The following is a 12798-nucleotide window of genomic DNA, read 5'->3' on the forward strand; positions in this document are numbered from 1 at the left end:
AATCAGTTCTATTCGTAAATGCAAGGAAAAACGCCGATTTTTGCCGTAACTGACATTTTTGTCACAATCTTTCTGGTAAATATGCAAAAAATTCAAAAATAACACTTTCTCTTGGAGCGCATTTATATTATAATAAGAAGTGAACGGTTGTCCCGGCGGGGGCAAAAGCGTGCACCGGGGCAGGAAACTCGGCCACAAACTCCGCTCAGAGTAATTATTAGTGAGGATACGATGGTTAATAAAGTGAGAGTGACCATTGCGGGCGCGCCCTATGCGATCGCAACGACGGATTCCGAAAAGTATATCGCCTCTCTGGCCAAACGGCTGGATGAGGATATCACCAAGCTGCTGGACACCAACGAAAACCTTTCGGTGACCAAGGCAGCGGTGTTCTGCGCCATGGATTATCTGGACGAGTACAAAAAGAGCACCGGCAGCGCCGAAAATATGCGCAGCCAGATCCAGGATTATATTGCCGATGCCGCCAGGGCAAAGCTGGCTGAGGATAAGGTGAGAACGGAAAATGAAACGCTGCGGCGTGAAAATGATGCCCTGCGGGAGCAGCTGGCACGCCTGCAGGCCAAGCAGAAGGCCGACCGGGAAGCAAAGACGGAAGCGTGAATGGGGGGCGCGGTGAGCGCGCCGGAACAAAGGGAGTATTATGCCAAAGATCGAGATCCTTGCCCCGGTGGGCAGTGAAGAGATGCTCCGCGCTGCGGTGTTCAGCGGTGCGGACGCGGTATATCTGGGCTTTTCGGGCTTCAATGCCCGCACAGGAGCCGGAAATTTTGATGCGGACAGCCTGAAGGAGGCAGTCCGGTTCTGCCACGCGCGGGGTGTCAAGGTGCACGTGGCACTGAACACCACCGTTTACGGCGGAGAGCTGGCCGCGCTGGCCGCTGCCGTGAAGGCTGTGGCCGAGAGCGGCGCGGATGCGGTCATCTGCCAGGATCTGGCGGTGGCGCAGCTCATCGGGCGGATCGCCCCTGACCTGCCCCGCCACGGCTCCACCCAGATGAGCGTCCACACCCTGCAGGGCGCGCTGGAGCTGAAGGAGCTGGGCTTTACCCGGGTGGTGCTGGCCCGTGAGCTGAGCCTGCCCGAGGTGGAGCACATCACAAAACACTGTGGCATCGAGACGGAGTGCTTTGTCCATGGCGCGCTCTGCATGTGCGTCAGCGGCCAATGCTATATGTCTGCCTTCCTGGGCGGCCGCAGCGGCAACCGGGGCTCCTGCGCCGGGCCCTGCCGCCTGCCCTTTGAGGCAAACCCGCTGCCCGAGGGCAAGCCGGGCCGTCTGCACCACCTTTCCCTGAAGGATAACTCCGTCATCGACAAGCTGGATCGGATGCAGGCCGTCGGTGTGGCATCGGCCAAAATCGAGGGCCGTCTGCGCACGCCGGAGTATGTGGCGGCGGCGGTCAGTGCCTGTCTGGCAGGCCGCGAGGGCCGCGCCTACGACCGTGACCTGTTGAAAAATGCGTTCAGCCGCTCCGGCTTCACCTCCGGTTATCTGGATGGAAAGATCGACGGCACCATGTTCGGTGTGCGCAGCGAAGCCGATGCGGAGCTGACCAAAAAGACCTTGCCTGCCCTGCGCGAGCTCTACCGCCGCGAGCGCAGCCGGGTGCCGGTGCGGTTCAGGCTGGAGATCGAAGAGGGCGGCGAGAAGCTGACCGTGACCGACGCGGACGGCAACAAGGCCTTTGCCTACGGCGATGCGGAACCGCAGCCTGCCCGCACCGATCCCACCGAGAGCCTGCAGCGCAGCCTTTCCAAGACGGGCGGCACCCCCTTTGCGGTGGAAAAAATCGATGTGGAGATGGACGGCGGCCCCTGGTTCGTGCCGGGCAGTGCCGTGAACGAGCTGCGCCGGGATGCGCTGGAGGCCCTGCTGAAAAAGCGGGAGGTCCTGCGCCCCTGGCCGGTACACGAGGCGGAGCCGGATGCTCTGCCCCTGCGCACTCTGCCGCCTCACCGCACCCTGCGCGCCCGTTTTGAAGCTTGGGAGCAGGTGCCGGAGCAGGCCCTGAGCGGGGTGGAGTATCTCATCCTGCCCATTGCCCAGGCCGACCGGGTGCCCCGGGAGTGGCGGGAAAAGACCCTTCTGGAGCTGCCGCGCGTGATGTTCGGTGCGCTGGAGGAGGACACTGCCCGCCGCATTGCCGCCACCCAGGATGCGGGTTTTGCGGGCTATGAGGTAAGCAACATCGCTCACCTGCGGCTCTGCCGTGGCCTGCCGATGACCGGCGGCTTTGGCCTGAACGTCACCAACCAGATGGCGGCGCAGTTCTACGCCGACCATGGCCTGAACAGTGTGCTCATCCTGCCCGAAGTCAAGGACAGCGATATCAGCACCATTGCCCCCACCCATAACGGCAAGCCTGTGCCCACCGGTGTGCTGGTCTATGGCCACATGCCGCTGATGGTCACCCGTGCCTGCCCGTTACAGAACATCCATGACTGCGCCCACTGCAATAAAGCAGGGGAACTGACCGACCGCAAGGCCAAAAAGTTCCCGGTGCGCTGCGGCATGGGCGTGCGGACGATCTATAACCCCGTACCTATTTATATGGGTGATAAGCCCGGTGCTCTGACTGTGGACTACGGCGTGGCCTATTTCACACTGGAATCCCGGGAAGAAGCTGCCGCCATTCTGGACAGCATCCGTGTCCACGCACCCTTTGAGGGAGAGTTTACAAGAGGACTGTATTTCAAGGGAACGAATTAAACCTCTCAGTCTCGCTTCGCTCGCCAGCTCCCCTAGTAGGGGAGCCCTTGGCAGGCCGTCGCGCTTTCGAGGGTGTACGCTTCGCTACGTTTGGCCCTGCTGATATTGGATTTTGTCCTGCGGCAGAAGATGATTTTGGAGCCGTAGGCGATGATAGCGAAAAATGAATCTTTTGCCAAGGCCTCCCCTACTAGGGGAGGTGGCAAAGCCGTCAGGCTTTGACGGAGAGGTTTAGCAACAACTTATGAGGTATACTATGGAACCGATCACCGTAAACTATAAAGTATTGGACCCCCGGGCCAAGGTGCCCGCCTATGCAACGCCGGGGGCAGCGGCGGCCGACCTGTGCGCCGTGCTGGATGAGCCGCTGACACTGGCCCCCATGCAGCGGGCACTGGTGCCCACCGGCCTTGCCATCGAGCTGCCCGGCCCCCACGCTGTGGCGCTGGTCTATGCCCGTAGCGGCCTTTCCATCAAGCACGGCCTGTGCATGGCAAACGGCGTGGGCGTGGTGGACAGTGACTACCGCGGGGAACTGAAGGTGCCCATGATCAATCTGGGCACCGAGGCCTATACCATCCAGCCCGGTGAGCGTGTGGCACAGCTCTGCATTGCACCGGTGTATACCGCTGCCTTTGCTCAGGCGGCCGAACTGGGGGATACCCAGCGCGGCGCGGGCGGCTTTGGTTCAACGGGGAAGTGAAGCGTATGAAAGATCTGATCCTGGCTTCCCAGAGCCCCCGACGGAAAGAGCTGTTGAGCCTGTACACGACGGATTTTACCGTCTGTGTCAGCGATTTTGACGAGGATGCCGTGACGGCGGATACCCCCGCCCGGCTGGTGGAACAGCTTGCCCGGGGCAAGTGCCTTGCTGTGGCCAAGGAACACCCCGGTGCCGTGGTGCTGGGCTGCGATACCGTGGTGGATGTGAACGGCGAGGTGTTCGGCAAGCCCCACAGCCCGGACGATGCCAGACGGATGCTCCGTGCGCTGTCCGGCGCGACCCACTATGTGCACACCGGTGTCTGCGTTTCCGATGGCACCCGCACCGAGAGCTTTGTGGATACCTGCAAGGTCACCTTTTTCCCGCTGAGCGAGGAGGAGATCGAGCGGTACGCCGCCACAGAGGAGCCCTACGATAAGGCCGGTGCCTACGCCATCCAGGGCCGCGCGGCGGTCTGGCTGGATGCCATTGAGGGTGATTACTACACCATTATGGGCCTGCCCGTCAGCCGGACGGTCCGCCTGCTTGAACAGTTCTGACAGTTTGTGCGGCGGAACGCACAGAAAAATGAAAAATACGGAAAAACTTGACAAAACGCTTGAGAAAACGTTGACTTGCGGCTATAATAGAAACGTGTTATTCTGCGATAGGCGGTCAAACCCTGTGAAGTTTGGGCTGCTGTGCGTTTTGGAATAGACCGGAAATACGAAGGAGAGCTTCATTATGAGTTTTTTGTCAAAGGACGTTGGCGTTGATCTGGGTACTGCCAATACCCTGGTTTACATGAAGGGCAAGGGCATCATCATGCGGGAACCCTCGGTCGTGGCTGTGGATACCAAGACCGATGAGGTGCGCTGCGTGGGTGCTGAGGCAAAGGCTGTCATCGGCCGTACCCCCGGCAGCATCGTGGCAGTCCGCCCCCTGAAGGATGGTGTCATTGCCGATTTCGATATCACGGCAAATATGCTGGAGAACTTCCTGAAAAAGGCCTGCGGCAACAGCATGTTCTCCCGCCCCCGCGTGGTCATCTGCATCCCCTCGGGCGTGACCGAGGTGGAGCGCCGCGCTGTGCGTGAGGCGACCCTCAAGGCCGGTGCCCGTCAGGTCTCTGTCATTGAGGAACCTATGGCTGCTGCCATCGGCGCAGGCCTGCCCATCAGCGAGCCCACCGGCAGCATGATCGTGGACATCGGCGGCGGCACCGCTGAGATCGCTGTCATCTCTCTGGGCGGCATCGTGGCCTCCCGCAGCGTCCGGATGGCCGGTGATATGTTCGATCAGGCCATCATCGCTTTCATCAAGCGCAAGTATAACCTGCTCATCGGTGAGCGTACCGCCGAGCAGATCAAGATCGAGATCGGCTCGGCCTACCCCATGGACCCCGAGATGACCATGGAGATCAAGGGCCGCAACCTGGTGGACGGCCTGCCCAAGAACATCGTCGTCCACTCTGAGGATGTGCGCGAGGCCCTGCTGGAGTGCCTGGTCAAGATCACCAGCGCCATCAAGGAGACCCTGGAGCGCACCCCGCCTGAGCTGAGCGCCGATATCATCGACCACGGCATCACCCTGACCGGCGGCGGTGCCCTGCTGCGGGGCCTGGATCAGCTGATCCAGAGCGAGACCGGCATTGATGTCCATGTTGCGGAGGACCCGCTGGATTGCGTGGCCAAGGGTGCCGGTGCGGTGCTGGATCATGTGGATGTTCTGCACGACGTGCTGGACACCGATGGAGCTCACATGTAACGATGTAACAGAGGGTGCGGACGGCTCTGGGCTGTCCGCGCCCTTTTGCAATCGGAGGAAAACCCCTTGAAAGACTTTTTCGATACCTGGAAATTCAAGATCCTGGTGGGCATCGCGGTGTTTCTGGTGGGCATCATGGCCTACGCCGGTGCCAACGGCCGCCTGACTGCCGCTCCGCAGGAGCTGCTGAGCGTGGCGGCTGCTCCATTCCAGAAAGTGGCTGCTGTGGTCAGCGGCGGCGTGGCCTCCCTGTGGGAAAAGTACACCAGCATTGATGACGTGATGGCTGAGAACGAGACGCTCAAGGCCGAAAACGCCGAGCTGCGCCAGCAGATGGTGGATTACGACCGCGTCAAGGCCGAGAACCAGGCCTACAAGGCACTGGAAAGCATCCAGAGCCAGCGGCCCGAGATGAGCTATCTTTCCAGCTTTGTCATTGGCCGTGACCCGCTGGATTCCTTCTATGGCTTCACGCTGGACCGCGGCACACTGGATGGCGTGGCCGTCAACGATGCCGTGGTCAGTGACCAAGGCTACCTGCTGGGCATGGTGGTGGAGGCTGAGCCCACCAGCTGCAAGGTGATGACCATTCTTCACCCCAACTTCAACGCGGCGGGCGTGGTATCCCGCACCCGTGACAACGGCATCGTCACCGGCAGTTCCGAATACGCCGCCGATGGCCTGTGCGTGCTGACCAACCTTGCGCGCAACACCCTGACGGAGAAAAGCGACCAGGTGGTCACCACCGGGCTGGGCGGGGTGTTCCCGGCTGACCTGTTGGTGGGCGTGGTACAGGAACTGGTGCCCGAGGTCAGCGGCAAATCGACCATTGCCGTCATCAAACCCGGCACCGACCCCCGCACGGTGCGCCATGCGTTCATCATTACCAGTTTCTGAGGAGGGACCCTGATGGAATCACGCCGGAAACGCAGCCGGGGCCAGATCGTCAAATGGATCTGCTATGCGCTGCTGGGCCTTCTTTGTGCTGTTTTGCAGACCACGCCCGGGCTGTTCCAGTTCGGGGCGGCAAAGCCGCTCTGGCTGCTGCCGCTGGCGCTGGCGGTCGCCGTGTTTGAGGGCGAGTTCGCCGGGGCTGTCTTTGGGGCGGTCTGCGGCCTGATGTGGGACTGGCTGGCCGGGCGCACCGTGGGCATGCTGGCGCTGGAGCTGCTGCTGCTCTGCTTTGCCGTTTCGGCGGTGATGCAGCTCTACTTCAAGAATTCGGCCGCAAACTTTGTGCTCATTGCGTCTGCTGCCGCCCTGCTGGTGCTCACGCTGGACTGGCTGTTTTTTTACTACATGCCCGGTTACAGCGGTGCGGCCAGCCGCTGGCTGTGGTTTGTGCTGCCCACGGCGGCGCTCTCAGTGCCCGTCTGCTTCCCTCTGTTCGGGGTCGTGCGCCGCATCCACGAAGAATTTAAGATCGACAACGGCGTGGTGTAACGCACCCCGCGCCGGAAGGAGAATCCATGAACCAAGAAGAACGGAAAACCGCCATCCGGCGGATGCGTGTTCTCGTTGCCGCCGCCTGCATCCTCATGCTGCTGTACGGGCTGCGGCTCATCTTTTTGCAGCTGGTCAACGGGGACGACTTCAAATCCCAGGCCACCAACACCACCGACTACAAGTTTACGGTCACGGCGGCCCGGGGCGACATCGTGGACAGCAGCGGCAAGCGCATCGCCACCAGCGTCACCGGCTACAACGTGGTGCTGAACAAGCTGCTGATGGGGGACGAGGACCTGGACGGGATGCTCCAGCGGATCGTGGAACTCCTGCGGGAGAACGGCGAGAGCTGGAACGACAGCCTCCTCATCAGCCAGCCCGACGCGGCGGGGCACTATACCTTCACCGCCGAAGAGGGCAGCACCAAGGATCAGAAAGCCCTTGCCGCTATGAAGGACAATCTTGGTTTACAGCAGTATGCAACGGCCAATGATGTGATGGAGAAGCTGGTGGAGGACTACGACCTTGCCAGCTATCCGCTGAGCTGGCAGCGCACGCTGGGCGGCATCCATTACGAGATGCAGCTGCAGGCGTTTTCCAATGTGAACAACTTTATCATGGCGGAAAACGTCAGCGAGGCCACCGTGGCGACCATCAAGGAGCACAGCCTCTCGCTGCCGGGTGTGGAGATCGTGGAAACGAGTACCCGCAGCTATGAGCAATCCACGGTGCTGCCCCATGTGCTGGGCCGGGTGGGCAAGATCACCGCTGAAAAGTGGAAGGTGACCGATGAAAACGGCCAGACCACCTACCCCCTGCGCGAAAAAGGCTACAACATGAACGACATCATCGGCATCTCGGGCCTGGAATCGGCCTATGAGGACGAACTGCGAGGCAAGGATGGCGTGGAGACCATCACCCGCAACTCCGATGGGGTCATTGTGGATACGGCCCTGACCACTGTGCCCGAGCCGGGCCACACCGTGCAGCTGACCATCGACAGCCGGTTCCAGAAGGCGGTGGACAAGGCACTGGCCGAGAACATCGACATGATCAACCGGGTCTACAACACCGGCAGCATGAAGGCTGCCGCCTGTGCCGCCGTGGTGCTGGATGTGAAGGACGGCAGCGTGCTGGCCGCATCCAATTACCCCAGCTTTGACCAGAACCTGTATGCCACCCAGTACAGCGAGTACAGCGCGGACGAGAGTCTGCCCCTGTTCAATCGCTCGCTGCAGGGCTTGTACACCCCCGGCTCCACCTTCAAGCCTGCCGTGGCGGTGGCGGCGCTGGATTCGGGCCTCATCAACCGGTATTCCACCGTGTTCTGCAACGGTGTGTACAATTATTACAGCGACTACCACCCCAAGTGTACCCGCCACGGCCACAGCGGCAACATCGACGTGATCACCGCCATCAAGTGGAGCTGCAACATCTTCTTCTACGACGTGGGCCGCCGCCTGACCAGTGAGGTCTACGACGCCTACGCCTACAAGCTGGGCATGGGTGTGCGCACCGGCGTGGAGGTCAGCGAGGCGCTGGGTCACCTGACCAGCAAGACCGACTCCAACTATATGGAGTCGCTGGACGTTCAGGCAGCCATCGGTCAGGGCAACACCGTGGTCAGCCCGGTGCAGCTGGCCACCTACGCGGCCACCATCGCCAACCGGGGCACCCGCTACCGCACCCACTTCGTCAAGGCCATCCTGGACTCCAACACCGGCGAGGTGCTGCAGGAGACCCAGCCCGAGGTCATGGACGTCATTGAGGACAGGGGCGAGACCTTTGATCTGGTGCAGCAGGGCATGATCGGCGTGTCCCAGACCATCCCGGTGCTGGCCAGCTACCCCTATACCATCGCCTGCAAGACCGGCACCCCCCAGCGCAGCGAGGGGTACTACGTCGGCAGCACCTATAAGCACTACACCAATACCACGATGATCGCCTACGGCCCGGCGGAGGACCCCCAGATCGCCATCGGCATCGTGGTGGAGTACGGCGGCGGCGGCGCCCGCGCGGGCAACCTGGTGGCGGACATTGCCAATGCCTACTTCGCCATGCAGGACGGCACCCTGAATGAGGATGGCACCATCGGCAAGCAGGAGACCGCTGCAGACAGCACTCCCGCTGACCAGACTGCCCCTGCCCAGACCGAAACCGGCACGGATACGGCCACAGATCCCGCCGCAGGCACCACGGATGCTGCTCAGGAGACCGCACCTGCCGGGCAGGATGTTTTAGACAATTGAAGAAGGATAAAACGCTGAAACACTGCTTTTGGTGAATTCTGGCGCTTTTTTCCGAAAAAAGTATGAAGTTTGTCTAAAAAACGGTTGTAAAAGAACGGAAACTGTGATACTATGATATATGCAAGAAAATGCCCACTGGCAAAACAAAGGAGAGGTTGACCGATGACGATTGCACTGATTGCGCATGACTCCAAAAAAGAGCTGATGGTTCAGTTCTGTACGACGTATTGCCGGATTTTGAGCCAGCATAAATTGGTGGCTACGGGCACCACCGGCAAGCTGATCTCTGAGGCAACGGGTCTGCAGATCCAGCGCTTTCTGGCAGGTGTTCAGGGCGGTGATCAGCAGATCGCATCCCGCATTGCCTGCAATGAGGTCGATCTGCTCCTGTTCTTCCGCGATCCGATCAACGCAAAGCCCAGCGAGCCCAACGAGATGACCCTGCTGCGCCTGTGTGATGTGCATAACATCCCGCTGGCCACCAACATCGCCACCGCGGAGGTGCTCATCCACGGTCTGGAGCGTGGAGATCTGGATTGGCGGGATATCGTCCACCCGCAGAACTGAAAACTGGAATAAAACACAAGCCCCCGCACGTTGGCCGGAAAACCAACGTGCGGGGGCTTTTTTGCATCCCTGTGATGTTATAGGAACGTGACGGTTTCGGACAGAGGCTTGCGGGAGCTGTGGTTGGGCAGGGGGCCTGCACCCTCGGCAGCGTGGCCCAGATCAAGGAGCATCACGATCTCCTCATTTTCGGGCAGACCCAGCGCTTTTGCCAGCTTGTCCGGGTCAAAAAAGTTGACCCAGCAGCTGTCTACGCCCGCATTGGCAGCGCCCAGCAGCAGGTGGGTGGCCACGATGGCGGCATCCTCCATGCCGGAGTTCATCCGTTCGCCGGGGTAAGTAAAGGTGTGGTTCTTGTCATAGGCGACCACCAGACAGACGGGGGCACCGTAGCGGCAGGGAGTGGCAGCATCGATCTTTGCCAGCCCCTCTTCGGACTGAACGACGTAGATGCGCTGTTCCTGGGTATTCTTGGCGGTGGGTGCCAGCCGACCGGCTTCCAGAATGGTGTGGAGTGCTGCAGCGTCTACCTTGCCTGCACCAAAATTTTTGCAGGAATACCGCTGTGCAATAAGCTGAGTGAATTCCATAACGATCTCCTCCTGACTTGGATTGGACGGAACAGAGCGCCGCTTGCAAGTGCTCTATTATGCTGATTATACCACACTGCGCCGGTGGCGCAACCCTTAAAAGAGGTCCAGCATGTTGTCCAGATAGATCGCCTCCCGGACGTGGATCTGATACTCCGGCCGGGTCAGATAATAGAGCAGAAACTCCAGCACCAGCGCGCTGCCCAGCCCGCGCCCTTCCAGCTTGAAATTGGAAAAGCCCAACGGCAGATAGCGCTCCCGGATGTCCGCAGTGCCGATGAACCCGGGGTTTTCCATCGCCTTGGAAAAGCGGTAGCCCTCCTGTGCGCCGGGGGCGGTGCACCGATGTTCGCAGACCTCCCCCAGATTTTTGCAGCTGACGGCTTCGTAGCAGCGCCTTCGCTCGGTGCAGCCGAACCAGCAGCACTCGTTGCAGAGAAATTCTACCTTGTCCTTTTCGGGCTGGGAGAGCGTATCCAGGGCATCGAAGGACTTGTTCAGCCGGAAGTCCGGCACGACATACCGGAACTCCGGCCGCCGGACCTCTGCCTGAAACGCCTGAAGATCCGTCAGGACCTTGGTGGTGGAGGATACGAGATAAAGCTCCGGGTAATGCTGCTGCAGGTGGTTCAAAAGCAGCTCGGAGTGGACGATGACCCCATTCTGCACAGTGCCCCGCTGGGCAAACTGCTGACACACTGCGTTGCATTTCCGGTCTGAGAGGTGCTCCGGGCGGAGCAGGGAATTGCTGAATGTGAGCCGGGCAGAGATGCCGTATTCCTGGGTCAGAGCCAGAACTTCGGCGGGGGAGTGCTCCCCGGCCTCCAAGCGGCCCCCGCCCCAGATGCAGTCTGGCGGCGCGCCGTAGATGGAGCCGATCTCGCACCAGTCATAAAAATATTCCCGGTGCTCCCGGAACAGGGGCAGGAACAGGCGGTAGAGCTCGTAGAACTCGAACAGTCCGGGCAGGTGATAGCAGGCGGTGTGTTTCATTCTCAGATTTCCTCGGTGTCAGAAGGTGCGGCGGTGATATCCCGGTAAAAGATCGCCCAGGCCGCTTCTTCGTAGGGGTGCAGAAAGAAAAAGCCGGCGCTCAGCGGGATGGACAGCAGGATCAGCGGAACGAGGACCGTATCCGCCGAGCGGGTGAAGGCAAAGACGAGAGAGAAACCAATCAGCATGGGCAGGGTGCAGAGCAGCTCCCAGCCCAGAAAGCTGAGATCGAGGCAGAACAGCCGCCACTTGTTGCCGTCCATGATGCGCCGGGATTCAGTGATGGCTTCGTTGGCCGTCAGGCCGGGGTGCTCGGCCATGATATAGGGGGTCATGGCATAGCTGTAGGCTTTTACCACGCCGGGGATGAACAGCAGCAGCGACCAGAGCGCCACATAAAGCCCCTGCAGGAAATTCATGCAGAAGCCGTCCCACAGGCGGTGCTTCTGGGAAGCGAGGTCGGAGAGGGCAGCGTCCCTGCCGTCTGCAAGGTTCAGGTTGAACCGGGCGTAGCCCAGCCGCACCGCACCGCCCACGATGACGGTGAACACTGCCCAGGCAAGGATGCAGATCACGAGAACCGCCAGCACGCCGCTGCTGCCGGTGGAAAACAGCCCGGCAACCCCCGGGGTGTCGCCGTTGGCGTTCTGGCTCATGTTGGAGATGACCCTGTCTGAGCTGCTCACAATGTTGGCACCCAGCAAACTGGCAATCAGTCCGGCCAGAACAGCTGTCTTCCATCTGCCGCGTAGGGCATCCAGCGCAAGGGCACGATAATCAGCAGAAAATTTCATAGAGCTTTCCTCCTGTCTGTAATGGAGATCGTTTGTTGAAAAACGGCAGCTGCCGTTTTATACAGGATACGTTTCAGCCTGCACAAAAATTGCAGCCGGGACTTCTTTTGCAAAGGCTCATCCCCGGGCATCCTGCCGGGTGGTGCTGAAATATTCCTTGGGGGTCATACCGTACTCCTTTTTAAAGGCGCGGAAAAAGTGGTTGTAGCCCCCGAAACCGCTGGTCTTGTACACCTCGGTGATGGGGAGGCCCTGCTCAATGAGGGTGCAGCAGCGGTCCAGCCGGGCCTTTACGATGTAGCGGTGCACGGTCTGGCCGGTCTGGCGTTTGAATTCCCGGGCAATATGCTCCCGGGAGACGAAAAACTCCTTTTCCAGACGATCCAACGTCAGTTCCTCGGTGAGGTGCGCCTGAATAAACAGGAAAACCTCATCCAGCATCAGGTGGTGGCGGCTGACCGAAGCGGTGTGGAATTCGGCATGGATGCAGGCACGCAGTGCCAGCACCACGAACATCTGCAGGATGCCGTGCTCGAACGCCGCCGCGCCGAACTGACTGCTCTCCTGGGGGAGCACCAGCAGCTTCCGGGCAAGATTTTTCAGCAGCATATAGATCTGGCTGTCCGGCCGGACAGCCACCTGCTGGAAGGGCACCACATTGAAGCTTTTTTCAAAGTCGGTGTCCTCATCCGACAGCTGCGCCAGCATCTGGGGAGACAACTGCACCCGGATGATCTCCAGCGGGCCGTAGGCTCCGGCATATTCCAGCCTGCCGCCCTGCCCGGGCTTGAGGATGATCAGGTTCTGCTGCTGGGCGGGCAGCACCACCTCGCTGCACCGGAACACACCGCTGCCCCGCATGACCAGAAACAGGTCATAATACGCGCCCGAAAAAAATTCCCGAACAGTGCTTTGTTTGAAAAGATAACGTTTGGCTGTATAATTCACCAAAATTCCC

Annotated in this window: 13 protein-coding genes; 9 read left to right on the forward strand and 4 right to left on the reverse strand. The window is 60.3% G+C overall.

Features of this window, described 5'->3' with window-relative positions; translation table 11 throughout:
* Window positions 1–231: 231 nt before the first annotated feature.
* The 9 genes from GXM22_RS05405 to mgsA all read left to right on the forward strand — a co-directional run bounded on the left by GXM22_RS05405 (window position 232) and on the right by mgsA (window position 9463).
* Window positions 232–621: a cell division protein ZapA gene (locus GXM22_RS05405; RefSeq protein WP_005932333.1), complete on the forward strand. Its 390-nt coding sequence runs from the start codon at window positions 232–234 to the stop codon at window positions 619–621.
* 40 nt (window positions 622–661) lie between these two features.
* Window positions 662–2731, forward strand: coding sequence for a U32 family peptidase (locus GXM22_RS05410; protein WP_005932337.1), 2070 nt, complete (start codon window positions 662–664; stop codon window positions 2729–2731).
* Between the two features lie 256 nt (window positions 2732–2987).
* Complete coding sequence (dut, locus tag GXM22_RS05415; RefSeq protein ID WP_035394001.1) at window positions 2988–3434, forward strand: dUTP diphosphatase; 447 nt, start codon at window positions 2988–2990, stop codon at window positions 3432–3434.
* Between the two features lie 5 nt (window positions 3435–3439).
* Window positions 3440–3994 (forward strand): Maf family protein, encoded by a 555-nt coding sequence (locus tag GXM22_RS05420; RefSeq protein WP_005932346.1) that lies wholly within the window; start codon window positions 3440–3442, stop codon window positions 3992–3994.
* A gap of 184 nt (window positions 3995–4178) precedes the next feature.
* Window positions 4179–5201, forward strand: coding sequence for a rod shape-determining protein (gene mreB / locus GXM22_RS05425; RefSeq protein WP_005932353.1), 1023 nt, complete (start codon window positions 4179–4181; stop codon window positions 5199–5201).
* A gap of 66 nt (window positions 5202–5267) precedes the next feature.
* Window positions 5268–6098: a rod shape-determining protein MreC gene (gene mreC, locus GXM22_RS05430; RefSeq protein WP_099357213.1), complete on the forward strand. Its 831-nt coding sequence runs from the start codon at window positions 5268–5270 to the stop codon at window positions 6096–6098.
* Window positions 6099–6110: 12 nt separating this feature from the next.
* Window positions 6111–6644 (forward strand): rod shape-determining protein MreD, encoded by a 534-nt coding sequence (gene mreD / locus GXM22_RS05435; RefSeq protein ID WP_005932359.1) that lies wholly within the window; start codon window positions 6111–6113, stop codon window positions 6642–6644.
* Between the two features lie 26 nt (window positions 6645–6670).
* Entirely contained in the window at window positions 6671–8896 is a 2226-nt protein-coding gene (locus GXM22_RS05440) for a peptidoglycan D,D-transpeptidase FtsI family protein (protein WP_005932362.1), read from the forward strand.
* 162 nt (window positions 8897–9058) lie between these two features.
* Entirely contained in the window at window positions 9059–9463 is a 405-nt protein-coding gene (mgsA, locus tag GXM22_RS05445) for a methylglyoxal synthase (protein ID WP_005932368.1), read from the forward strand.
* 77 nt (window positions 9464–9540) lie between these two features.
* Here mgsA and GXM22_RS05450 read toward each other — a convergent pair whose 3' ends face one another.
* From GXM22_RS05450 to GXM22_RS05465, 4 genes are all read right to left on the reverse strand, one after another.
* The gene (locus tag GXM22_RS05450) at window positions 9541–10053 is read right to left on the reverse strand and encodes a nitroreductase family protein (RefSeq protein ID WP_005932370.1); all 513 of its coding nucleotides are present in this window, start codon (window positions 10051–10053) and stop codon (window positions 9541–9543) included.
* A gap of 96 nt (window positions 10054–10149) precedes the next feature.
* On the reverse strand, window positions 10150–11046 hold the full coding sequence (locus GXM22_RS05455; RefSeq protein WP_005932372.1) for a hypothetical protein: 897 nt from the start codon (window positions 11044–11046) through the stop codon (window positions 10150–10152).
* A 2-nt stretch (window positions 11047–11048) separates the two neighbouring features.
* The gene (locus tag GXM22_RS05460; RefSeq protein ID WP_005932373.1) at window positions 11049–11840 is read right to left on the reverse strand and encodes a DUF975 family protein; all 792 of its coding nucleotides are present in this window, start codon (window positions 11838–11840) and stop codon (window positions 11049–11051) included.
* A gap of 117 nt (window positions 11841–11957) precedes the next feature.
* A complete protein-coding gene (locus GXM22_RS05465) occupies window positions 11958–12788 on the reverse strand; it encodes an AraC family transcriptional regulator (protein WP_242651620.1) in 831 nt (276 codons plus the stop codon).
* Window positions 12789–12798: the final 10 nt, after the last annotated feature.

It is taken from the genome of Faecalibacterium duncaniae (assembly GCF_010509575.1).
GTDB classification, from domain to species: domain Bacteria; phylum Bacillota; class Clostridia; order Oscillospirales; family Ruminococcaceae; genus Faecalibacterium; species Faecalibacterium duncaniae.

Excerpts from the sequence above, each read along its gene's own strand:
- GXM22_RS05405 (WP_005932333.1), top strand. The coding sequence starts at position 232 with ATGGTTAATAAAGTGAGAGTGACCATTGCGGGCGCGCCCTATGCGATC.
- GXM22_RS05410 (WP_005932337.1), top strand. The coding sequence starts at position 662 with ATGCCAAAGATCGAGATCCTTGCCCCGGTGGGCAGTGAAGAGATGCTC.
- dut (WP_035394001.1), top strand. The coding sequence starts at position 2,988 with ATGGAACCGATCACCGTAAACTATAAAGTATTGGACCCCCGGGCCAAG.
- GXM22_RS05420 (WP_005932346.1), top strand. The coding sequence starts at position 3,440 with ATGAAAGATCTGATCCTGGCTTCCCAGAGCCCCCGACGGAAAGAGCTG.
- mreB (WP_005932353.1), top strand. The coding sequence starts at position 4,179 with ATGAGTTTTTTGTCAAAGGACGTTGGCGTTGATCTGGGTACTGCCAAT.
- mreD (WP_005932359.1), top strand. The coding sequence starts at position 6,111 with ATGGAATCACGCCGGAAACGCAGCCGGGGCCAGATCGTCAAATGGATC.
- GXM22_RS05440 (WP_005932362.1), top strand. The coding sequence starts at position 6,671 with ATGAACCAAGAAGAACGGAAAACCGCCATCCGGCGGATGCGTGTTCTC.
- mgsA (WP_005932368.1), top strand. The coding sequence starts at position 9,059 with ATGACGATTGCACTGATTGCGCATGACTCCAAAAAAGAGCTGATGGTT.
- GXM22_RS05450 (WP_005932370.1), bottom strand. The coding sequence starts at position 10,053 with ATGGAATTCACTCAGCTTATTGCACAGCGGTATTCCTGCAAAAATTTT.
- GXM22_RS05455 (WP_005932372.1), bottom strand. The coding sequence starts at position 11,046 with ATGAAACACACCGCCTGCTATCACCTGCCCGGACTGTTCGAGTTCTAC.
- GXM22_RS05460 (WP_005932373.1), bottom strand. The coding sequence starts at position 11,840 with ATGAAATTTTCTGCTGATTATCGTGCCCTTGCGCTGGATGCCCTACGC.